Source organism: Comamonas sp. 14P8.1.4, assembly GCF_057799285.1.
The window spans coordinates 39,122-61,337 of the sequence record NZ_JBYOKN010000007.1 but is presented as its reverse complement, the minus strand read 5'-3'; the positions used below and the strand labels follow the sequence as shown (position 1 = coordinate 61,337).

Sequence of the window (22,216 nt, the reverse complement as noted above, 5' to 3'; positions counted from 1 at the left end):
CAAGAAGCAGCAGAACTGCGTTTCACTCGGGCGCATGGCCCGCAAAACGGGGATCGTACTCCGCTTCCTGCGGCTGCTCAGCCTTCTGCACCACATGCACGTGCTTGAAGATGTCTTGCACCAGACGCTCCGTACCCTCGCGTGCCAGGGCCGAAATTTCAAACACCGGGCCCTTCCACTTCAGGCGCTTCACAAAGTCCTTGACCTTGGCGGCGCGCTCTTCCTGCGGCACCATGTCCAGCTTGTTGAGCACCAGCCAGCGCGGCTTGCTGTAGAGTTCTTCGTCGTACTTTTTCAGCTCTTGCACAATGGCCTTGGCCTGCTCGACCGGGTCCACGCTCTCGTCAAACGGTGCCAGATCCACAATATGCAGCAGCAAGCGGGTACGCTGCAGATGGCGCAGGAACTGGTGACCCAGACCGGCACCGTCGGAGGCGCCTTCGATCAAACCGGGGATGTCGGCGATCACAAAGCTTTGCTCTGGCCCCACGCGCACCACACCCAGATTGGGGTGCAAGGTGGTGAAAGGGTAGTCCGCAATTTTGGGGCGTGCGTTGGACACCGACGAGATGAACGTCGACTTGCCCGCATTGGGCATGCCCAGCAGACCCACATCGGCCAGCACCTTCAGCTCCAGCTTCAGGCTGAAGCGCTCACCCGCACGACCGGGTGTTTTTTGGCGGGGCGCGCGGTTGATCGCGCTCTTGAAACGCAAGTTGCCAAAACCGCCATCACCACCCTGGGCCAGCACGATCTTCTCGCCGGGGTTCAGCAACTCATGCAGGACCTCGCCCGTGGCTTCATCACTGATGATGGTGCCCACTGGCAAGCGCAGCGTGATGTCTTTACCCGCTGCGCCAAACATATCATTACCCATACCGTTTTCACCACGCTCCGCTTCATGGCGGCGCGAGTAACGGTAGTCAATCAGTGTATTCAAATTCACATCGGCCACGGCAAATACGTGGCCACCACGGCCGCCGTCACCTCCGTCGGGTCCGCCGAATTCCTTGTATTTTTCGTGTCGGAACGTGGCTGCGCCATTACCACCATCGCCCGCGGCAATTTCAATATAGGCTTCATCGACGAACTTCATGAGGCTTTCCCGTGATTCATTAGAGAGACCAGCACGCTGCGTGCCGATCCAAAAGCATAAGCCAAGGACATCCTTCGCCTGCTATACAAGGACATTGCCGCCCTTGTGAAAACAACAAAGCCCCGACGCATCGGGGCTTTGTGATCGTCAGATGACGCTTGTTGCTTAAATTAAGCAGCAGGCGTGATGCTGACAGTGTGCTTGGACAAAGCGCCCTTCGTGTCAAAAGACACGTGGCCGTCAACCAAAGCAAACAAAGTGTGATCCTTGCCGATACCAACATTGGTGCCGGGGTGGAACTTGGTACCACGTTGACGAACGATGATCGAGCCAGCGCTGATCAGTTCACCACCGAAGGCCTTCACACCAAGCATTTTTGGCTTGGAATCACGACCGTTGCGCGTAGAGCCGCCGCCTTTTTTCTGTGCCATGACTTAGCTCCTTGGGAATTAAGCGGCAATCGCCACGATTTGCAGTTCAGTGAACTGCTGGCGATGGCCTTGGTGCTTGGCGTAGTGCTTACGACGACGCAGTTTGAAGATGCGTACTTTGTCGTGCTTGCCGTGAGCAACCACAGTTGCCTTCACAGATGCGCCGGACACCAGGGGTGTGCCAACCTTCAGTTCTGCGCCGTTGCCGACTGCCAAAACTTGGTCGATCACGATTTCCTGGCCTACGTCCGCAGCAATCTGTTCTACCTTGATTTTTTCGCCAGCAGCAACACGATACTGTTTGCCGCCGGTTTTTATGACCGCGTACATGTAAAACCTCTTTCGATTCTCGAGTCTCCGCAGACGAATTTCCACGGAAGCCCGCTATTGTACGCATAAACACCTTTTCCCGTCGCTGCCTCAACCTTATTCCCACTCGGACATCCGGAACCTCTTCCTATAATTGGCGACTCTCTCGGTGGCATTACCTTGAATACAGCAACTCACACCCCCAATCCACTCGCCCTGATTGCCGACGACATGCAGGCGATGGATCGCGTCATCGCCCAGCGACTGACAACCAGCGTCCCCCTGATCGGCCAGATTTCCCACTACATCATTGCAGCGGGCGGCAAGCGCTTGCGCCCCGCTCTGCTGCTGATGGTGAGCAATGCCCTGGGCGACTCCAACCCCACCAAGCATGCACTGGCAACGGTTGTGGAGCTGATCCATACCGCCACACTGCTGCACGATGATGTGGTCGACGAGTCCACCATGCGCCGCGGTCGCCCTACGGCCAACGAGTCATTTGGCAATCCGGCCAGTGTGCTGGTTGGCGATTTCCTGCACACACGCTCCTTCCAAATGATGGTGGAGGCCGGGAATATGCGCATCCTGCAAGTGCTCTCGGATGCCACCAACATCATTGCCGAAGGTGAAGTTCAGCAGTTGATCAACACGCACGATGCCTCGCTGGATGAAGCTGGGTATCTGAACGTTATCCGCTCCAAAACAGCCAAGTTGTTTGAAGCCAGCACGCAGATTGCAGCCATCTTGGCCCAGGCAACGCCCGAAGTAGAGGCCGCCTGCGCCACCTACGGCCAGGCGCTGGGCACCGCGTTCCAGATCATTGATGACGTGCTGGACTACGATGGTGATGCGCACGAGATGGGTAAGAACCTTGGGGATGATCTGCGCGAAGGGAAATGCACCCTCCCCCTCATCATCGCCATGCAGCGCGCCAGCACGGAAGATGCACAGGTAGTACGACAGGCCATTGAACAAGGGTCAACCGAGCAGTTGCCCAGCATCTTGCGTATCGTCAAGAGCACCGGCGCCTTGGACGCCACACGCCAGGCCGCACACGATGAAGCCATGCGCGCCATTGAGGCCCTTCAGTTGTTGCCAGACAACGCCTACACACAAGCGATGGAACAGCTGGCAGCCCAACTGTTGTTGCGACGCACATGACAATGTAAGCAAAGGTTTGTGCGCTTTCACCCTGGCGCATCAACACATCCTCAAAAAGCCTGCAGACGCAGGCTTTTTACATCTGTACAGCCGGAGCACGATCAGGGATGATGCTGCACACAGCAACCCCCCTGCTCGGGTAATGACACCTGCCTCCAACACTTCGCCTCTTTCAAACTCCAGTGCCGCACCGCTTGCCGGTCTGGCGCGAGCATTGGTCAGCGCCGGAAAGCTGACCGAAACCGCCGCCCAAGAGGTTTCACGCAAAGCCCAGGCAAGCAAAACCAGCTTTGTGTCGCAACTGGTTTCCAGCGGACAGCTGCCCGCCACCGAGCTGGCCCACCAGATCGCCCACATTTTCAGCACCCCATTGCTGGACCTGGACACCATCGATCCCGTGCATTTGCCCAAGGATTTGCTTGATGCGAAGTTGTGTGCCAGCTACAAAGTGCTGCCGCTGCTCAAGCGCGGCAACCGCATCGTCGTTGCGACGGCAGACCCGTCAGACAAAGAAGCCTCGGAAAAAATCAAGTTCACTGCACAAATGGGCGTGGACTGGATCATTGTCGAGTACGACAAGCTGGTGCGCCTGGTCGATGCCACCGCAAAAAGCGTAGCAGACACCCTCGATTCTTTCAGCGCTGATAGCGATTTTCAGTTTGATGACGTCAAGGATGTTCCTGAGACGGAAGAAAAAGACCCGGGTATCGCTGAAGTCGAAGATGCGCCTGTAGTCAAGTTCTTGCACAAAATGCTCATTGATGCCTTCAACATGCGGGCATCCGATTTGCACTTTGAGCCCTACGAGCACACCTACCGCGTCCGCTTTCGCATTGATGGCGAGCTGCGTGAAATTGCTACCCCCCCGATTGCCATCAAGGAAAAACTGGCCTCGCGCATCAAGGTTATTTCTCGCCTGGACATTTCTGAGAAACGGGTACCTCAAGACGGCCGCATGAAGCTCAAAGTAGGGGCAGATCGCGTGATCGACTTCCGCGTCTCTACCTTACCCACGCTGTTTGGCGAAAAGATTGTGATCCGTATCTTGGACCCCAGCAGCGCCAAGATGGGGATTGATGCGCTGGGCTATGAAGCTGATGAAAAGAAGCGGCTAATGGATGCCATTCAGCGCCCCTACGGCATGATCTTGGTCACCGGCCCCACAGGCTCAGGGAAAACCGTGTCGCTGTATAGCTGCCTGAACCTACTGAACAAGCCAGGGGTCAATATTTCGACGGCCGAAGACCCGTCTGAAATCAATATGCCAGGGGTCAACCAGGTCAACGTCAACGAAAAAGCCGGACTAACCTTTGCGGCAGCCCTGAAATCCTTCCTGCGCCAGGATCCTGACGTGATCATGGTGGGTGAAATTCGTGATCTGGAAACCGCAGACATTTCCATCAAGGCCGCACAGACTGGGCACTTGGTGCTTTCCACGCTGCACACCAATGATGCGCCAACCACGCTGACGCGCATGCGCAACATGGGGATCGCACCTTTCAACATCGCCTCCAGCGTGATCTTGATTACTGCTCAGCGACTGGGCCGACGGCTGTGCCCGCAGTGCAAACAAGCACACGACGTCCCACGCGAAGCGCTCCTGGAAGCGGGCTACGAAGAGGACCAGCTTGATGGATCCTGGGTGCCCTACAAGGCCGTAGGTTGCCATGCCTGCAACAACGGCTACAAGGGCCGCGTCGGTATCTACCAGGTCATGCCTATCAGCGAAGACATGCAGCAAATCATTTTGCGCGACGGCAGCGCACTAGACATTGCTGCACAAGCCAAGCGTGAAGGCGTCAAGTCCCTGCGCGAGTCGGGCTTGGACAAGGTCAAACTGGGCGTCACCTCCTTAGAAGAAGTTCTTGCAGTGACCAACCTTTAACACCCACCATTGGTGCACCGCAGTCTCCGCAGACTGCGACCAAGAGAAACACACAACAACACTGACAGCAGAGGGAGCAGCGGTATGGCATATGCGACAACTGGCAAGGCCACTGCCAAAGAGTTTGTCTTTGAATGGGCGGGCAAAGACCGCCAGGGCAAAGAGTTACGTGGAGAAATGCGAGCCACCGGCGAAGCACAGGTACAAGCCTCTTTGCGTCGTCAAGGCATCTTCATCACCAAACTGAAGAAGCGCAGCATGCGTGCGGGCAAGAAGATCAAGCCCAAAGACATTGCTTTGTTCACGCGGCAAATGGCCACGATGATGAAAGCAGGTGTACCGCTGCTGCAGTCTTTTGACATTGTGGGGCGTGGCAACCCCAACCCCAGCGTCACCAAGTTGCTCAACGATATCCGCCAGGATGTAGAAACCGGCACCTCGCTGAGTGCTGCGTTTCGCAAGCACCCCATGTACTTTGATGCGCTGTACTGCAACCTGATCGAAGCAGGTGAAGCCGCCGGTATTTTGGAAACGCTGATGGATCGCTTGGCAACCTATATGGAGAAGACCGAGGCGATCAAAAGCAAAATCAAATCCGCCCTGATGTACCCCACCTCGGTGATCGTTGTGGCATTTGTTGTCGTCACCGTGATCATGATTTTCGTGATTCCCGCCTTCAAGGAAGTGTTCACCTCGTTTGGCGCGGATCTACCAGCGCCCACCCTGCTCGTCATGGGCATCAGCGAATTCTTTGTGGAATATTGGTGGCTGATCTTTGGCATGATTGGCGGAGGCTTCTACTTTTTCATGCAAGCCTGGAAACGAAGCCCCAAGATGCAGCGCTTCATGGACCGACTGCTGTTGAAACTCCCCATTTTTGGCACATTGATCGACAAATCCTGCGTGGCGCGCTGGACGCGAACGCTCTCCACCATGTTTGCGGCAGGCGTACCACTGGTAGAGGCTCTGGACTCGGTCGGCGGCGCCTCGGGCAACAGTGTCTACAGAGAAGCCACCGAGCGCATTCAGCAGGAAGTATCTACCGGCACCAGCTTGAATGCGGCCATGAGCAATGCCAATGTATTTCCTTCCATGGTGCTGCAAATGTGCGCGATTGGCGAGGAATCCGGCTCCATTGACCACATGCTGGGCAAAGCGGCTGACTTTTATGAAGCCGAGGTCGATGAAATGGTCGCAGGCCTTTCCAGCCTGATGGAGCCCATCATCATCGTGTTTCTGGGCACCCTCATTGGCGGCATTGTGGTCTCGATGTATCTGCCTATCTTCAAATTGGGACAAGTGGTTTGATCGAGCTATCTATGGGTGAAATGGCATTGGCAGGGCTGCTCGGACTGATGCTCGGCAGCTTTTTGAACGTCGTGGTGCACCGACTGCCGCAGCGCATGGAACAACAGTGGGATGCGGAGTGTGCAGAGCACCAAGCCACCAAAAGCGGCACCACTTACACACCGCTGCCACCCAGCATCACGCTGAGCCGTCCACGCTCTCGCTGCCCGCATTGCGGGCACACCCTGAGCTGGTATGAAAACATTCCGGTATTCAGCTGGCTTTTTTTGCGCGGCAAATGCCGCAGTTGCAGCCAACGCATCAGCTTGCGCTACCCCCTGGTGGAGATCATCACGGGCGCCCTGTTTGCATGGTGCATATACCGCTGGGGTTGGACTCCCACGGGCTGGGCATGGTGCGGCTTCAGCGCTGCACTGCTGGCCCTGGCACTGATCGACTGGGACACCACCTATCTGCCCGATGACATCACACTCCCCCTGCTTTGGGCTGGCTTGCTGGCAACCGCTTTGGGCTGGACGGGCATACCTATCGACCAGGCACTGTGGGGCGCTGCGGCGGGCTATATGTCACTGTGGAGCATCTATTGGTGCTTCAAACTACTCACCGGCAAAGAAGGTATGGGCTATGGCGATTTCAAGCTCTTTGCCGCATTGGGTGCCTGGTTTGGCTGGCAGGCGCTGGTGCCCATCATTCTGATGGCGTCGGTAATCGGCGCCATCGTGGGCATTGCAATGAAACTGCGCAGCTCGCTGCGTGAGGGCGGCTACATCCCCTTTGGCCCATTCCTGGCCGGTGCAGGGTTTACGGCCATGCTCTTTGGCTCCAACACCATCTTGTCCACCGTCTTGCGCCTCCTGGGGCTGTAAACATGCAGCGTGCTCCACGCATTGGCCTCACAGGCGGCATCGGCAGCGGCAAAAGCACGGTGGCCCAGCTTCTGGCGGAAAGCGGCGCTGCTGTCATTGATGCGGACGCCATCTCGCGCAGTCTGACGGCAGTGGGCGGTTTGGCCATCCCACAAATCGAAGTGGAATTTGGCCTTCAGGCCATTGACGACAGCGGTGCACTGGATCGCGGCTTCATGCGTGCGCTGGTCTTCCAGGACCCAACGGCACGCCAGCGCCTGGAAGCCATCGTCCACCCCTTAATTGGCAACCTGACGCAGCGCCAAGCCCTGCAAGCCGAAGCTTGTGGTGCGCCGCTGCTGGTGTTCGACGTACCTTTGCTGGTGGAGTCAGGGCGCTGGCGCCAGCAAGTCGATGCGGTACTCGTGGTCGACTGCGAGGAAGACACGCAGATTGCGCGCGTCATGGCGCGCAACGGGCTCGAGCGTTCAGCGGTCGAGCAAATCATGGCCGCCCAAGCCACGCGCGCGCAGCGCAGGGCCGCTGCAGACTGGGTTATCTACAACGACGGGCTAGATTTCGCAGCATTACGTCAAGAAGTGCTATCAATTTCGGCACAGTTACAGCTATGATGTAAACCGTGCGCCTGTAACACTTGGTCCGCCTTGTGCGCAGACGCTGCAAACACCCACCTTTCCGCCTGCGCCTATTGGGATACTGCCAGCGTGATTCTTTACGAGTACCCTTTCAACGAACGCTTACGCACCTATTTGCGACTGGAGCAATTGTTCCGGCGTTTGTCCGAACTCGTCACACGCGAATCCCCTGTGGACCACCATTTTGCGCTGGCCACCATCTTTGAAATCATGGATGTGGCAGCGCGGGCAGACCTCAAGTCCGACCTGCTGCGCGATCTGGAGCGCCACAAAAGCCTTTTCGAAGGCCTGCGCGACAACCCGGCCATTGCCCAGGACATGCTGGACAACATCATTGCCCAGCTGGACCAGTGCTACACCGCGCTGCATGCCCAGGCCGGCAAGACCGGGCAACCCCTCACCGACATCGACTGGCTGATGGCCATTCGCAGCCGCATCGGCATTCCCGGCGGCACCAGCAGCTTTGACCTGCCCGCCTACCACCGCTGGCAAAACCGCGTGGCACACGAGCGCCAGGGCGATTTGCAGCAATGGATCCAGTGCCTCAAACCCCTGTCTGATGCCTTGGGCCTGCTGCTGAGCCTGCTGCGCGAGACCGGATCACCGCAAAAAGTGGCCGCCAGCAACGGGCAATTCCAGCAATCGCTGCCAGCCGGCAAGGCCTACCAGCTGCTGCGCCTGCGCATTGACGCAGACAGCGGCTTAATTCCAGAAATCAGCGCCAACCGGCTGATGGTATCGGTACGCCTGGTGCGCCCCAATGAAAACGGCAGCCTGCAATCGACCACAGAAAACGCGGCTTTCGAGTTGACGCTGTGCGCCTGAGTCCGGCCTTGTGTCAGACTGCACAGCATGAGTGAGACCTCCCCCAACACCCCCACCACAGTGCAGTGCCCCACCTGCGGCGGCCCCAGCCTGTTTGCACCCAGCAATCCCTCGCGCCCGTTTTGCAGCCCACGTTGCAAAGCCATTGATCTGGGTGCCTGGGCGGCCGAAGAATTCCGCGTTCCCACCACGCCGCCTGCCGACAACCAGTACGGCGACCCACGCACCGAAAACGAATAAACCATAGCTTCCTGCGCGCATGAAACAAGGGTTTCAGGCATTTCTCACCCTGAAGCCCTTTGTATATATGCGCTAGCCGCTCTGGTTTTAGGGTGTTTCTGCCGCATACACCGCAGCATCAAAGGGCAGGCCACGCTCTGCACTCAGCCACTCCAGCACCGGCAAAGAACCCTCCAGCACCGGGCGCACCTGCAGTGGCAGCTGCTGCCAGGCCATTTGCTGACCTTCGCGCATTTCAAATTCACCGCTCCACTGCGTGACCTTGCACCAGTGCAAGCGCACCAGGGCGTGCGAATACGCGTGCTCCGTCACCTTCCAGGCCATGCAGTTGGTGATGGTGATGCCCAGCTCCTCCTGCAGCTCACGGCACAGGGCTTGTTCCACGATCTCGCCCGCTTCGAGCTTTCCACCAGGAAACTCCCACCAGCCCGCGCGCGGTTTGCCTTCGGGGCGCGAGGTGATGAGCAGCGCCCCATCGCTTTCACGGATCAGCACACCCACCGCCACTTCGGTGTGGGTGCGTACAGCAGCAGTTTCAGCAGTCACAGTCACCAACTCTTTTCTCTCGTTATCGGTCAAATTTCAGCGCCGTCGCTCAGGCCATCTACATCGGCAATGCGGGTGTGCACGCTGATCGGGCGCTCATTGCGCCCTGCATAGTCACGCGCAAACTGCTGGGCCACGCGGCCGCTGCGCGAGCCGCGCTCCAACGCCCAAATCAAGGCTTCTGGCTGCGCGGCAGCGATCGCTGCCTCATCCAGCCCCATGCTGCGCAGCCATTGCGCCACCACGCGCAGGTATTCATCCTGGCTGAAGGGGTAGAAGCTCACCCACAATCCAAAGCGCTCGGACAGGGAGATTTTCTCTTCCACCACTTCACCGGGGTGGATCTCACCGTCCTTGCCCTTGGAGGTTTGCAGGTTGTCCGTCATGTACTCGGGCAGCAGGTGGCGGCGGTTGCTGGTGGCATACACCAGCACATTGGGCGTGGCCGCACTGACCGAACCATCCAGAATCGACTTCATGGCCTTGTAGCCCGGCTCGCCTTCTTCAAAGCTCAGGTCATCGCAGTAGATGATGAACTTCTCGGCGCGTCCGGCCACCACGTCCACGATGTCGGGCAGATCGGTCAGATCGGCCTTATCCACCTCAATCAGGCGCAGGCCCTGCGGCGCATACGCGTGCAAGCAGGCGCGGATCAGCGACGACTTGCCTGTGCCGCGCGCACCCGTCAGCAGCACGTTGTTGGCACTGCGGCCTTGCACAAACTGTTCGGTATTGCGCGCGATCTTGTCTTTTTGACCATCGATGTTCTGCAGGTCAGACAGCTGCATGGCACCCACATGGCGCACCGGCTCCAGCACGCCACAGCCGTTGGCGCGCTTGCGGTAGCGCCAGGCGATGGCCGCACTCCAGTCTGCCGGTGCCTGCAGGGGCTGCGGCAGCACCGATTCAATGCGCTGCATGAGCTGCTCGGCACGCTCCACCAAACGCTCCAAAGGGTTCATCACATCTTGCATGCGGGGTCTCCAAGTTTTTATTTGGATAGCTTCTTGCGCTGATTTACAAGGCACTTCCATACAAATATGCAGTGAAACTCTTGTACAGACTGCGCAAGCTGCTCTGAAAAAAGAACGGAGCCCGAAGACTCCTTGATCCATCAGGGGGTGCAGGCCAACCAGTCCGCAGGGCGATCGAGACGAGGTGCAACACCGAAGACAGTAGCAACGCTAGGGCAAGGTGGTGCAACGACGTATCGCGGGTTGCGTGCACGCCCCATGCGCTTAAGAGCGGTAGTCGGCGTTGATGGTCACGTAATCGTGACTGAAGTCACAGGTCCACACGTTCTGCGTAGCCGTGCCGCGGCCCAGGTTCACGCGTACGGTGATTTCTTGCTGCTTCATCACGCGCTGGCCGTCTTCTTCCTTGTAGGAAGGATTGCGGCCACCATCGACTACCACGTGCACATCGTCCAGGAACAGGTCGATCTTGGTCTGGTCCAGATCGGCGATGCCAGCGTAACCCACAGCCGCCAGAATGCGGCCCAGGTTGGGGTCGGATGCAAAGAATGCGGTTTTGACCAGGGGCGAATGGGCAATGGCGTAAGCGGCCAGGCGGCATTCTTCTTCGGTCTTGCCGCCGTCGATCTGCACAGTAATGAACTTGGTGGCGCCTTCGCCATCGCGCACGATGGCTTGGGCCAGCAGGCGAGCCACTTCCAGCAGCGCGGCCTTCAGGGCCTGGGCATCGGCACCATCCCACGAGGTGATCTGCGCATTGCCCGCCTGGTGTGTTGCCACCAGCACGAACGAGTCATTGGTGGAGGTGTCGCCATCGATGGTCACGCGGTTGAACGAGCCGTCAGCCAATTCCTTGACCAGGTCTTGCAGCAGTGCAGGGGCAATGGCCGCGTCGGTGGCCAGATAGCCCAGCATGGTCGCCATATTGGGGCGAATCATGCCCGCGCCCTTGCTGATACCCGTGATATGCACCGTCTTGCCACCCACTTGCAGCTGGCGGCTATAGGCCTTGGGCTGGGTGTCCGTGGTCATGATGCCCGCGGCGGCTGTGGCCCAGTTATCGGCCTTGGCAGCAGCCAGCGCAGCAGGCAAGCCCGCCACGATGCGATCCACCGGCAGCTCTTCCATGATCACGCCTGTGGAGAAAGGCAGCACTTGCTCGGGCTTCAGGTTCAGCGCTTGGGCCAGTGCGGCGCAGGTGGCGCGCGCATTGGCCAGACCAGCAGCGCCGGTGCCTGCGTTGGCATTGCCGGTGTTGATCACCATGGCACGAATGCCTTGACCGGCCGCCAGGTGCTCGCGGCACACCTGAACAGGGGCTGCGCAAAAACGGTTTTGCGTGAACACGCCCGCCACGCTGGCGCCTTCATCGAGCAAAAACACGCTCAAGTCTTTACGGTTGGCTTTGCGCACACCGGCTTCGGTCACACCAATACGCACACCGGCAACGGGAAACAGCTCAGCGGCGACGGGAACGGGCAAATTCACAGGCATTGCAGGACTTCCTACAGAGAAACAATCAGACGTTCATTATGGAGAAAAACTGTGTCTCACAACGTAAAACACGGGCCGTAGCCCGTGTTCTTTGTGGATGGCGCTCTCTCGCAGCGACGATGCGTTTTAGTTCAGCTTGCCATGGCAGTTCTTGAACTTTTCGCCGCTACCGCAAGGGCAGGGGTCGTTGCGCCCCACGCGGACACCTTCAGGGATTTCAAAGCTGTCAGACTTGTCACCATCCGCGCTGGCGTACTGCATACCGCCTTGCACGCTTTCGGCACGCTCTTCAATGCTCTGGGCCACCTGATCCAGCTGCTCAGGCTGCTGGATGCGCACTGTCAGCAGCACACGGGTCACTTCGTTCTTGACCTGGTCAATCAGCTGACGGAACAGCTCAAACGCTTCGCGCTTGTATTCCTGCTTGGGCTGCTTTTGTGCGAAACCGCGCAGGTGAATGCCTTGGCGCAGATAGTCCAGCGCAGACAGGTGATCGCGCCAGTTGGTATCAAAGCTTTGCAGCAGCACGGCACGTTGGAAGTTCATGAACTGCTCATTGCCCACCAGATCCAGCTTGCCTTGATAGAGGTCGTTGGCGGCCTTCGCGCAGGCTTCCAGGATTTCTTCGTCGGTGATGCTGTCCGAGTTCTTGAGCATGGTCTGCAGATCGACCTGCACCTGCCAGTCGGCCAAGGCCTTCTCCAGGGCAGGCAGATCCCACTGCTCTTCCATAGACTCCGCAGGCACATACTGGCGCACGGTGTCGGCAATGCAATCTTCACGCATCACATTGATCATCTCGGACAGATCGCCCGTATCCAGAATCTCGTTGCGCTGCTGGTAGATCACCTTGCGCTGGTCGTTGGAGACATCGTCGTACTCCAGCAGCTGCTTGCGCATGTCGAAGTTACGCGCTTCCACCTTGCGCTGCGCCGACTCGATGGAACGGGTCACGATACCCGCCTCAATCGCTTCACCCTCAGGCATCTTCAGGCGGTCCATGATTGCGCGCACACGGTCACCCGCGAAGATACGCATCAACTGGTCGTCCAGGCTCAGGTAAAAACGCGACGATCCAGGGTCACCCTGGCGGCCCGAGCGGCCACGCAACTGGTTGTCAATACGGCGCGACTCATGGCGCTCGGTCGCAATGATGCGCAGACCGCCCAGCGCCTTGACTTCGTCGTGGTCTCGCTGCCACTGCGCACGCAGTGCCGCAATTTCAGACTGCTTGGCCGCCTCATCCAGCTCCGCATTGCCGTTGATCAACGCTTCCTGCTTGCTGATATTGCCGCCCAGCACGATGTCGGTACCGCGACCGGCCATGTTGGTGGCGATGGTGATCATGCCCTTGCGACCTGCCTGGGCGATGATGTCGGCTTCCTTGGCGTGCTGCTTAGCGTTCAGCACCTGGTGCGGCAGGCCCGCCTGGGTCAGCAGCTGGTCAATGATTTCCGAGTTTTCAATCGATGTAGTGCCCACCAGCACAGGCTGGCCGCGGCCGTGACATTCGCGGATATCTTCAATTGCAGCGTTGTACTTCTCATTGGTGGTCTTGTAGACACGATCCAGTTGATCGGCACGCTTGCTGGGCTTGTTGGGGGGAATCACCACGGTTTCCAGGCCATAGATGCTCTGGAACTCATAGGCTTCCGTATCGGCCGTACCGGTCATGCCGGACAGCTTGTTGTACAGACGGAAGTAATTCTGGAAGGTGATGGAAGCCATGGTCTGGTTCTCGGCCTGAATGGCCACACCTTCCTTGGCTTCGACGGCCTGGTGCAGGCCATCGCTCCAGCGGCGACCCGACATCAGACGGCCCGTGAACTCGTCCACAATCACCACCTCACCGTTTTGCACCACATAGTGCTGGTCACGGTGGTAGATGTGGTGCGCGCGCAGCGCGGCATACAAGTGATGCACCAGCGCGATGTTCGATGGGTCGTACAGCGAAGCACCCTCGGGCAGCAGGCCTGCCGCCGACAGAATGCCTTCGGCCTTCTCGTGACCATCTTCGGTCAGGAACACCTGGTGGCTTTTTTCGTCCACCGTGAAGTCGCCCGGCTTGGTCACGCCTTCGCCAGTGCGAGGATCGGCCTCACCTTCCTGGCGCACCAGCTGAGGAGCCAGCTGGTTGATGGTCTGGTACATGGCCGTGTTGTCATCGGCCTGCCCCGAAATAATCAGCGGCGTACGCGCTTCGTCGATCAGGATGGAGTCCACCTCGTCAACGATGGCGTAGTTCAAGGCACGCTGCACACGGTCTGCCTTGTCGTAGACCATGTTGTCACGCAGGTAGTCAAAACCGTATTCGTTGTTGGTGCCATAGGTGATGTCGGCCAGATAAGCCAGCTGCTTGTCTTCGCGAGGCGCCTGGGGCAGGTTCACACCAACCGACAAGCCCAGGAAGTTGTAGAGCGGACGCATGGTTTCCGCATCGCGGCTGGCCAGGTAGTCATTGACGGTCACCACGTGCACGCCGCTGCCGCTTAGGGCATTCAGATACACCGGCAAGGTCGATGTCAGCGTCTTGCCTTCACCGGTACGCATTTCCGCAATCTTGCCCTGGTGCAAGGCCATGCCACCCATCAGCTGCACATCGAAGTGCCGCATCTTCATGACGCGCTTGGAAGCCTCACGCACCACCGCAAATGCTTCTGGCAACAGGTCATCCAGCGATGTACCTTGGGTCAGACGGTCCTTGAACTCTTGGGTCTTGGCCCGCAAAGTCTGGTCATCGAGCTTCTCCAGTTCAGGCTCCATCGCATTGATGAGTGCCACCGTCTTGCGGTACTGCTTGAGAAGCCGGTCATTACGGCTGCCGAAAAGTTTGGTGAGAAAGTTGACCATGCGAACGGAAGCCGCTCACCAACGCCCGTGAGGCGCCAGAGGCAGCCAAATCCCTAATAGAGTTGCCATGCAGATGGGCTTGCTCAGCGCAAAAACAAGAGCCCTTGCGACTGAAAGCCAAAAATTGATTCTAACTGCCGCTTGCGCTTTGGCACCAACTGCAACCCCTTGCCAACACACAAGCAACATGGCCGACTGATAATGCACCCCATCACAGTCACCTATTGCCATGCATTCGCGCCGTCATTTCGCCATCACCCTTGAGCAAGCAGCTCAATCTTCGCCCGCCCTGTCCCAACTGGTCAGCCAGGCGAGAGCGGCCAATGCGCGCATGAAAGCCATCGAGCCATTGCTGCCACCGGGCTTGCGTGGCAGCGTGCAGGCAGGTCCCATGGAAGGCAAGGTGTGGTGCTTGATCATCAAGAACAACGCGGCAGCCACCAAGGTGCGCTACCTGCTGCCGAGCCTGGAGGCCCACTTGCGCACCAAGGGCTGGGAGGTCGAGCACATTCAGCTCAAGGTACTGAGCAACTCCCCCTGGCAAAGCCCCGCCTAAAGTACAGGCGAAAAAAAAGACCCGAATGGGTCTGCTGCAAAAAACATGGTGCCGGTTGTCGGATTCGAACTGACGACCTACCGCTTACAAGGCGGGTGCTCTACCAACTGAGCTAAACCGGCGATCCACACCACATGCCACAAGGCTGCCGATGGGAATAGATACTTCACAAAAAAAGCACCTGAATGGTGCCGGTTGTCGGATTCGAACTGACGACCTACCGCTTACAAGGCGGGTGCTCTACCAACTGAGCTAAACCGGCGAAGACCGCGATTCTAATACAAGTTTGCGGCCTTGAAAGAAATTCTGCTTATTTCACACGTTTGAGCGCAGGACGCCCTGCACCACCCGCTGGCGGGCGCGGGGCATCATCACCCGCATCCGCAGACTTACTGCTGGACGTGACCAGCTGCATCACTTGGGCGGGCGCCGCATCTTCGGGCATAGGTTCGACGGTTTGTGCATCCAGCGCTTCGTCCGCACTCAACGCGACAGCGTCGTCCGCCACCTCCGCGAGCAAATCCTCCTGCACAGGAAAAGACATCCCTTGGCCAGATTCCCACGCATAGATGGCTTGCACGCGCTCAATCGGCACCATGATTTCGCGAGGCTTGCCACCAAACCGGGCTTTGAACTCAATGTATTCATTGCCCAGCTGGAGGTTACCTGTCGCGTCATAGCTGACGTTGAGCACGATCTCCCCATCGTTCACAAATTCGCGAGGCACTTGCACCGAACGATCCACCTTGACCGCCAAATACGGCGTCAACCCGTTATCCGTGCACCACTCATGAAGGGCACGAATCAGATACGGCCGTGTTGATGTGGTGGTGGGCTCGTTCATGTACAAATTCCAGCAAACAGCAAAACTAGGGGTCGCAGGGCACGTGCAATTACTTGCGCATGACCTTTTCAGAAGGTGTCAGCGCTTCAATGTAGGCAGGGCGCGAGAAGATGCGCTCGGCATACTTCAGCAAAGGTGCAGCATTCTTGCTCAGCTCAATACCGTAGTAGTCCAGGCGCCACAGCAATGGGGCAATCGCCACGTCCAGCATGGAGAAGCCTTCGCCCAGCATGTACTTGTTCTTCAGGAACACGGGGGCCAGCTGTGTCAGGCGGTCACGGATGTGTTGGCGCGCCTTTTCCACTTCCTTTTCATTGCCCTTGACGTTGCGCTGCTCCAGCGTGTTCACATGCACGAACAATTCTTTTTCGAAGTTCAGCAAGAACAGGCGAACGCGTGCACGGTCCACAGGGTCACCGGGCATCAACTGGGGATGTGGGAAGCGCTCGTCGATGTACTCGTTGATGATGTTCGACTCGTACAAGATCAGGTCACGCTCTACCAAGATAGGAACCTGACCATAGGGGTTCATCGCCGCGATTTCTTCAGGCTTGTTGTACAAGTCGACATCACGGATTTCGAAGTCCATTCCCTTTTCGAACAGCACAAAGCGGCAGCGGTGGGAATATGGGCAAGTCGTTCCCGAATAAAGCACCATCATGGCGGAAGCTCCTAAAAATCAAAAAGAGTGGGACGCCCAAAAAGCGCCCACTCCGCTGTAACCGAAGCGTTTTGCACCGAAGTGCAAAGCGCAAGCAGTCTATCTATTTATTTGACGTCTTTCCAGAATGCAGCGTTCAATCTCCAGGCGATCAAGATAAAGATGCCCAAGAAAATCAAGACGCCCACACCGACGCGAATACGGGTATTTTGGGCTGGTTCACCCATCCATTGCAGGAAGTTGACCAAATCCCCAACAGCCTGATCGTACTCTTGTGCACCCATTGTGCCTTCAGAGAGCGTTTCCCAGCCCTTGAATACCTGGGTGTTTTGGCCGTGCACTTCCACATTTTCAATGATGGCACGGCGCTCTCCCTGCAACTGCCACAGCGCGTGCGGCATGCCCACCGATGGGAACACCAAGTTATTCCAGCCCATGGCCTTGGTTTCGTCGCGATAGAAGGTGCGCAAGAAGGTGTAGAGATAATCTGCACCGGATCCACCCATGCCTGCGCGCGAACGTGCAATCACGGTCAAGTCAGGAGGGTTTGCGCCAAACCAGTTCTTGGCCTGCTTGGGATCAATCGCAGACACCATGGTTTCGCCCACTTTGTCGGTGGTGAACAGCAGGTTGTCCTTGATCTCTTGCTCGCTCAGACCAATGTCTTTCAAGCGGTTAAAGCGCATGGACGCAGCAGAGTGGCAGCCCAGGCAGTAGTTCACAAACAGCTTGGCACCGTTTTGCAACGACGCCTGGTTGGTGGTATCCACGGGCGCCTTGTCGAGGTGCACCAGACCGCTACCAGCAGCATGCGCACCACCCACAATACCAAGCGCCGCAACCAGCGTGAGGATCAGTTTTTTCATTGTTCTTCGCTCCTAGCTCAGTGAGGCTTGAAAGTCACGCGATCAGGCACTGCCTTGGGCGTACCCAGCTGGCTCCACCAGGGCATCAACAGGAAGAAGCCAAAGTAGAACAAGGTTCCGACTTGCGACACGCGCTCACCGATGGGCGACGGAGGCTGCACCCCCAGGTAGCCCAGGATCAGGAAGTTCACCACAAACACCGCGTACATGTACTTGTGCCAGCTGGGGCGGTAGCGAATGGACTTCACAGGACTGCAATCCAGCCATGGCAGCGCGAACAAGATCACGACCGCACCACCCATGACCACCACACCCCAGAACTTGGCATCAATCGCCATCATCACGGCCACAGCCACGACAGCGGCGCCCGCGATCACCAGCTTGAACAAGCCGGCCAGTTTGGACTTCACCACGGCAAACACCGCCGCCAAGATCACGCAAGCCACCAGGGCGTACATCATCTCGGAAGTGATAGCACGCAGCATCGAGTAGAACGGCGTGAAGTACCACACAGGCGCAATATGCGATGGCGTCTTCAGCGGATCAGCCGGGATGAAGTTGTTGTACTCCAGGAAATAGCCACCGAACTCTGGCGCAAAGAACACCACCGCCGAGAACAAGAACAAGAACACAGCCACGCCAAAAATGTCGTGCACGGTGTAGTAAGGGTGGAAAGGCACGCCATCCAGCGGGTGTCCGTTCGCATCCTTTGGTGCACCCGGAGCCTTGATTTCCACGCCATCAGGGTTGTTCGAGCCCACATCGTGCAGCGCCAGCAAGTGCGCCACCACCAGACCCAGCAGCACCAGTGGCACAGCGATCACGTGGAAGCTGAAGAAGCGGTTCAGCGTGGCATCACCCACCACATAGTCACCGCGAATCAGCAGCGCCAGGTCAGGCCCCACAAAAGGCACAGCGGCAAACAGATTCACGATCACCTGCGCGCCCCAGTACGACATCTGTCCCCATGGCAACAGGTAACCCATGAAGGCTTCTGCCATCAGGGCCAGGAAAATCGCACAGCCAAAGATCCAGACCAGCTCCCGCGGCTTGCGGTAAGAACCGTACAGAAGGCCGCGGAACATGTGCAAATACACCACCACGAAGAAGGCCGAGGCGCCCGTGGAGTGCATATAGCGAATCAGCCAGCCCCAGGGCACATCACGCATGATGTATTCCACAGAGGCAAACGCTTTTTCTGCGTCAGGCTTGTAGTGCATGACCAGGAAAATGCCGGTCACGATCTGGATCACCAGCACCAGCAGCGCCAGCGAGCCGAAGATGTACCAGAAGTTGAAGTTCTTCGGAGCGTAGTACTCCGACATATGAACCTTGTAGGCAGAGAAGGCTGTCGGGAAGCGGTTCTCGAACCAGTTCGTTACCTTGGCGCCAGTGGGCGCATTCGGGTCGAGTTCTTTGAATTCGTGGGCCATGTCGTTTTAACTCCCTCAAGCCTTGTCTTCACCGATCAGGAGCTTGGTCTCCGACAGGTACATATGGGGCGGGACTTCCATGTTGTCCGGCGCGGGCTTGTTCTTGAACACGCGGCCAGCCATGTCAAACGTCGAGCCGTGGCAGGGACACAAAAAGCCACCTTTCCAGTCCGAAGGCAGGGAAGGTTGCGCGCCGGTTTGGAACTTATCGGTGGGCGAGCAACCCAAGTGTGTACAGATACCCACGCACACCAGCACTTCGGGCTTGATGGAACGCCATGTGTTGCGCGCATAAGCAGGCGTGAACTCTGCCGGGTTGCGCTCGGAATTGGGGTCTGCCAGCTGGCCATCCAGGCCCGCCAGATCATCGAGCTGTTCTTTGGTGCGCTTGATGATCCACACCGGTTTACCGCGCCATTCAACCGTTAACTTTTCGCCCGCTTGCAGGGCTGAGATATCAACTTCCACCGCAGCACCTGCGGCCTTGGCCTTTTCAGAAGGCTGGAAGGTGCTGACAAATGGAACAGCGGCTGCCACGCCGCCTACCGCGCCAGCGCACGCTGACGTGATGATCCACGTCCGTTTGCTGGAGTCGACAGGTGTTTCGCTCATGGGGATCCTCGATAAAACATCGCTAGGTATAAGGGCAATCGAGAAATTGTAGCTAAGCGAACCTGTTGCATCCAAGCACGCGTCTGACACTCTCCTTGCCCTAAATCAAGCAATATGTCGTATCTCAACCAATATGTGGAGCGGGTTTATGGGAATGATGCAGGAGTTTCGAGAATTTGCCGTCAAGGGCAACGTCATTGATTTGGCCGTCGGCGTGATCATTGGCGGTGCTTTCGGGAAAATTGTGGATTCCGTGGTGAAGGACTTGATCATGCCGGTGGTGGGCATGGTGTTTGGCAAGCTGGATTTCTCCAATTTGTTCGTCGTCCTCGGCACTATTCCCGACGGCACTCCGCGCACGCTGGCAGCCTTGCAAGAAGCGGGCGTTCCCGTGTTTGCTTATGGCAACTTCATCACCGTGGCGGTGAACTTCATCATTTTGGCCTTCATCATTTTCATGATGATCAAGCAAATCAACCGCTTGAAGCGCGAAGCGCCCCCGCCAGCACCAGAGCCCGAAATCACGCCCGAAGAGGTGCTGCTGCTGCGCGAAATTCGCGATCAACTGCGCAGCTGACCCGCTCTGTGCCGCCCAACGGCAGGCACAGCACCCACAAAAAAAGGCCGCATGCATTCCGCTGCGGCCTTTTTTTCTGTGTAAAAACACGGGCGCTTTCACACTGCTACGCCCCCGCTTAGGCCTGCGCCAACCCACCTTCTGAAGCGCCGGCCGTGCGTGACAGCTGCTGCGCCATACGCACGGCTTCGATAAGGCTGCTGGCATCCGCCACGCCCTGTCCGGCGATATCGAATGCGGTGCCGTGGTCCGGGCTGGTACGCACCAGCGGCAGCCCCAGGGTGACGTTCACCCCCTCTTCGACACCCAAATATTTGATGGGGATCAACCCTTGATCGTGGTACATCGCCAACACTGCATCAAATTCCCCTGCATGACCGTCAACATCCCTTGCGCGCATAAAGATGGTGTCCGGCGCAAACGGTCCCTGGGCATCCATGCCTTGGGCGCGTGCCACAGCCACTGCAGGGGCAATGATCTCGCGCTCCTCGCTGCCAAACAGCCCCCCCTCGCCCGCATGCGGATTCAGCCCCGCCACACCGATGCGCGGCGCACGGCCCAGCATGCGCTGCAGTGCGTCATGCGTGATGCGCAAGGTTTGCAGCAGGTTGTCGTGCGTGACCGCCTCGATGGCCTGACGCAGTGAGACATGGATGCTCACCAGCACAGTGCGCAGCTCTTTGTTGGCCAGCATCATGCGCACAGGCATTTGCGCCAGCGGCACACCGGCGTGCTGTGCCGCCTCCGCCTGTAGCAGCTCGGTGTGACCGGGAAAATCCACCCCTGCTGCGTGCAGCGCTTCTTTGTGCAGCGGCGCGGTCACCAGGGCGGCAATCTGGCCCTGCAAAGCAGCCCGTGCAGCCCATTGCACACTGAGCGCAGCGCCCCGCCCGGCCTCTGCGCTGACCTGCCCCCACGGCGGTGGTGCCGGCATATCCGGCAGTTGCAGCACAGGCATGCAGCGCAGCGGCACCTGCCAAGCCTCGTCCGGTGTGCTGATCACCGCCACCGGCAGGTGCGTGTCACCTGCTTTAAAAATGGCCTGCGCGCCACGGCGCAGGGTGGCCACATTACCGGCCACAAAGCAGCCATGCATCAGCGCGGGTGCATCCCGAAATGCCTTGGCAATGATCTCAGGGCCAATTCCAGCGGCATCCCCTTGGGTGATGGCAATGCTTTTCAAGTCCTGCATCAAATTAACCTCTAGCCCTTATCCAGTAATCGCTTAAAGCTATCAAAATCAAGCAGGGTTATCGATTTCAATAAAGCGGTGCGACAGCCCCAACTGCTGCGCCACATGGGCAGCCACCGCCGCAGCGCCATAGCGTTCGGTCGCATGGTGGCCGGCAGCGATGAAGGTGGTGCCGGTCTCCCGCGCCAAGTGCGCCTGAGGTTCCGAGATTTCGCCCGTAATGAAGGCATCGGCGCCCGCTGCCAGCGCGCTTTCATAAAAGCCCTGGGCACCGCCCGTGCACCAGGCCAGGCGGCGAATGGGTTGCGCAGCTGCGCCAGTCACACAGGTCACCGGGCGCCCCAGCACCTGCTGCACATGGGCAGCCAGTGCATCGGCATGGGCAAAGTTGGCATCACCCACCATGCCCAGCGCCTGCTCACCGAAAGTGGCATCCCACTGCACGCCCAGCTTGGCACCCAGTTGGGCGTTGTTGCCCAGTTCGGGGTGGGCATCCAGCGGCAGGTGATAGGCAAACAGGCTGATGTCATGTGCCAGCAGCAGGCGAATGCGCTCTTTCATCCAGCCGGTGATGCGTCCGTCCATGCCGCGCCAGAACAAACCGTGGTGCACAAAGATGGCGTCAGCCCCATCGGCAATGGCCGCCTCAATCAGCGCGCGGCTGGCCGTCACACCACTGACGATGTGGCGAATCTCGGCCTTGCCTTCGACCTGCAGACCGTTGGGGCCGTAGTCTTTGAAGCGGTCAGGCTGCAGCAGGCCGTCGAAATGGGTGAGGAGTGCGTGTCGCTGGATCATGGCACTGATTGTGCCAAGCCCGCCGCAGCCCTGCCGCTCACGGGCACAAAAAAGGGC

Annotated in this window: 23 protein-coding genes and 2 tRNA genes; 9 read left to right on the top strand and 16 right to left on the bottom strand. The window is 58.3% G+C overall.

Annotated elements, in window-relative coordinates; genetic code table 11:
- Positions 1–22 precede the first annotated feature (22 nt).
- The 3 genes from cgtA to rplU form a co-directional block, all read right to left on the bottom strand.
- Positions 23–1,096: an Obg family GTPase CgtA gene (gene cgtA / locus AC27VO_RS12030; RefSeq protein ID WP_488666952.1), complete on the bottom strand. Its 1,074-nt coding sequence runs from the start codon at positions 1,094–1,096 to the stop codon at positions 23–25.
- A gap of 170 nt (positions 1,097–1,266) precedes the next feature.
- A complete protein-coding gene (rpmA, locus tag AC27VO_RS12025; RefSeq protein ID WP_042416998.1) occupies positions 1,267–1,527 on the bottom strand; it encodes a 50S ribosomal protein L27 in 261 nt (86 codons plus the stop codon).
- 18 nt (positions 1,528–1,545) lie between these two features.
- A complete protein-coding gene (rplU, locus tag AC27VO_RS12020; protein WP_284335103.1) occupies positions 1,546–1,857 on the bottom strand; it encodes a 50S ribosomal protein L21 in 312 nt (103 codons plus the stop codon).
- 210 nt (positions 1,858–2,067) lie between these two features.
- Between rplU and AC27VO_RS12015 the strand changes: the two genes are divergently transcribed.
- The 7 genes from AC27VO_RS12015 (at position 2,068) to AC27VO_RS11985 (ending at position 8,756) form a co-directional block, all read left to right on the top strand.
- A complete protein-coding gene (locus tag AC27VO_RS12015) occupies positions 2,068–2,997 on the top strand; it encodes a polyprenyl synthetase family protein (RefSeq protein ID WP_488667011.1) in 930 nt (309 codons plus the stop codon).
- A 142-nt stretch (positions 2,998–3,139) separates the two neighbouring features.
- Positions 3,140–4,882: a type IV-A pilus assembly ATPase PilB gene (gene pilB, locus AC27VO_RS12010; RefSeq protein ID WP_488666951.1), complete on the top strand. Its 1,743-nt coding sequence runs from the start codon at positions 3,140–3,142 to the stop codon at positions 4,880–4,882.
- 84 nt (positions 4,883–4,966) lie between these two features.
- Positions 4,967–6,190 (top strand): type II secretion system F family protein, encoded by a 1,224-nt coding sequence (locus AC27VO_RS12005; RefSeq protein WP_488666950.1) that lies wholly within the window; start codon positions 4,967–4,969, stop codon positions 6,188–6,190.
- Positions 6,187–7,056, top strand: coding sequence for a prepilin peptidase (locus tag AC27VO_RS12000; protein WP_488666949.1), 870 nt, complete (start codon positions 6,187–6,189; stop codon positions 7,054–7,056). The genes AC27VO_RS12005 and AC27VO_RS12000 overlap by 4 nt, the downstream gene beginning before the upstream one ends.
- A 2-nt stretch (positions 7,057–7,058) precedes the next feature.
- Entirely contained in the window at positions 7,059–7,667 is a 609-nt protein-coding gene (gene coaE / locus AC27VO_RS11995; protein WP_488666948.1) for a dephospho-CoA kinase, read from the top strand.
- Positions 7,668–7,760: 93 nt separating this feature from the next.
- Positions 7,761–8,516 carry a cell division protein ZapD gene (zapD, locus tag AC27VO_RS11990; protein WP_488666947.1) on the top strand — a complete coding sequence of 252 codons (756 nt, stop codon included), beginning with the start codon at positions 7,761–7,763 and terminating at the stop codon, positions 8,514–8,516.
- 27 nt (positions 8,517–8,543) lie between these two features.
- Complete coding sequence (locus AC27VO_RS11985; RefSeq protein WP_488666946.1) at positions 8,544–8,756, top strand: DNA gyrase inhibitor YacG; 213 nt, start codon at positions 8,544–8,546, stop codon at positions 8,754–8,756.
- A gap of 87 nt (positions 8,757–8,843) precedes the next feature.
- Here the strand turns inward: AC27VO_RS11985 and AC27VO_RS11980 are convergent, their stop codons facing one another.
- The 4 genes from AC27VO_RS11980 to secA form a co-directional block, all read right to left on the bottom strand.
- On the bottom strand, positions 8,844–9,308 hold the full coding sequence (locus AC27VO_RS11980) for an NUDIX domain-containing protein (protein WP_488666945.1): 465 nt from the start codon (positions 9,306–9,308) through the stop codon (positions 8,844–8,846).
- 23 nt (positions 9,309–9,331) lie between these two features.
- A complete protein-coding gene (locus AC27VO_RS11975; RefSeq protein WP_488666944.1) occupies positions 9,332–10,276 on the bottom strand; it encodes an ATP-binding protein in 945 nt (314 codons plus the stop codon).
- A gap of 264 nt (positions 10,277–10,540) precedes the next feature.
- Positions 10,541–11,770, bottom strand: coding sequence for a bifunctional glutamate N-acetyltransferase/amino-acid acetyltransferase ArgJ (argJ, locus tag AC27VO_RS11970; RefSeq protein WP_488666943.1), 1,230 nt, complete (start codon positions 11,768–11,770; stop codon positions 10,541–10,543).
- Positions 11,771–11,896: 126 nt separating this feature from the next.
- Positions 11,897–14,620, bottom strand: coding sequence for a preprotein translocase subunit SecA (secA, locus tag AC27VO_RS11965; RefSeq protein ID WP_488666942.1), 2,724 nt, complete (start codon positions 14,618–14,620; stop codon positions 11,897–11,899).
- A 229-nt stretch (positions 14,621–14,849) separates the two neighbouring features.
- Here secA and AC27VO_RS11960 point away from each other — a divergent pair, with 229 nt between their 5' ends.
- The gene (locus AC27VO_RS11960; RefSeq protein ID WP_488666941.1) at positions 14,850–15,176 is read left to right on the top strand and encodes a hypothetical protein; all 327 of its coding nucleotides are present in this window, start codon (positions 14,850–14,852) and stop codon (positions 15,174–15,176) included.
- Positions 15,177–15,222: 46 nt separating this feature from the next.
- Here AC27VO_RS11960 and AC27VO_RS11955 read toward each other — a convergent pair.
- The 7 genes from AC27VO_RS11955 to petA form a co-directional block, all read right to left on the bottom strand.
- Positions 15,223–15,298, bottom strand: a tRNA-Thr gene (locus tag AC27VO_RS11955).
- A 64-nt stretch (positions 15,299–15,362) separates the two neighbouring features.
- Positions 15,363–15,438, bottom strand: a tRNA-Thr gene (locus tag AC27VO_RS11950).
- Between the two features lie 48 nt (positions 15,439–15,486).
- Positions 15,487–16,020, bottom strand: a complete 534-nt coding sequence (locus AC27VO_RS11945; RefSeq protein WP_488666940.1) for a ClpXP protease specificity-enhancing factor — start codon at positions 16,018–16,020, stop codon at positions 15,487–15,489.
- A gap of 49 nt (positions 16,021–16,069) precedes the next feature.
- Positions 16,070–16,681 carry a glutathione S-transferase N-terminal domain-containing protein gene (locus AC27VO_RS11940; protein WP_054067369.1) on the bottom strand — a complete coding sequence of 204 codons (612 nt, stop codon included), beginning with the start codon at positions 16,679–16,681 and terminating at the stop codon, positions 16,070–16,072.
- Positions 16,682–16,788: 107 nt separating this feature from the next.
- Positions 16,789–17,547, bottom strand: a complete 759-nt coding sequence (locus AC27VO_RS11935) for a cytochrome c1 (protein WP_488666939.1) — start codon at positions 17,545–17,547, stop codon at positions 16,789–16,791.
- Positions 17,548–17,564: 17 nt separating this feature from the next.
- Positions 17,565–18,980, bottom strand: a complete 1,416-nt coding sequence (locus AC27VO_RS11930; protein ID WP_488666938.1) for a cytochrome b — start codon at positions 18,978–18,980, stop codon at positions 17,565–17,567.
- Positions 18,981–18,995: 15 nt separating this feature from the next.
- Complete coding sequence (petA, locus tag AC27VO_RS11925; RefSeq protein ID WP_488666937.1) at positions 18,996–19,592, bottom strand: ubiquinol-cytochrome c reductase iron-sulfur subunit; 597 nt, start codon at positions 19,590–19,592, stop codon at positions 18,996–18,998.
- Between the two features lie 148 nt (positions 19,593–19,740).
- Between petA and mscL the strand changes: the two genes are divergently transcribed.
- Positions 19,741–20,169 (top strand): large conductance mechanosensitive channel protein MscL, encoded by a 429-nt coding sequence (gene mscL, locus AC27VO_RS11920; protein WP_488666936.1) that lies wholly within the window; start codon positions 19,741–19,743, stop codon positions 20,167–20,169.
- A 118-nt stretch (positions 20,170–20,287) separates the two neighbouring features.
- Here mscL and pdxA read toward each other — a convergent pair whose 3' ends face one another.
- Positions 20,288–21,361: a 4-hydroxythreonine-4-phosphate dehydrogenase PdxA gene (gene pdxA / locus AC27VO_RS11915; RefSeq protein WP_488666935.1), complete on the bottom strand. Its 1,074-nt coding sequence runs from the start codon at positions 21,359–21,361 to the stop codon at positions 20,288–20,290.
- Positions 21,362–21,409: 48 nt separating this feature from the next.
- Positions 21,410–22,159 (bottom strand): Nif3-like dinuclear metal center hexameric protein, encoded by a 750-nt coding sequence (locus AC27VO_RS11910; RefSeq protein WP_488666934.1) that lies wholly within the window; start codon positions 22,157–22,159, stop codon positions 21,410–21,412.
- Between the last annotated feature and the right edge of the window lie 57 nt (positions 22,160–22,216).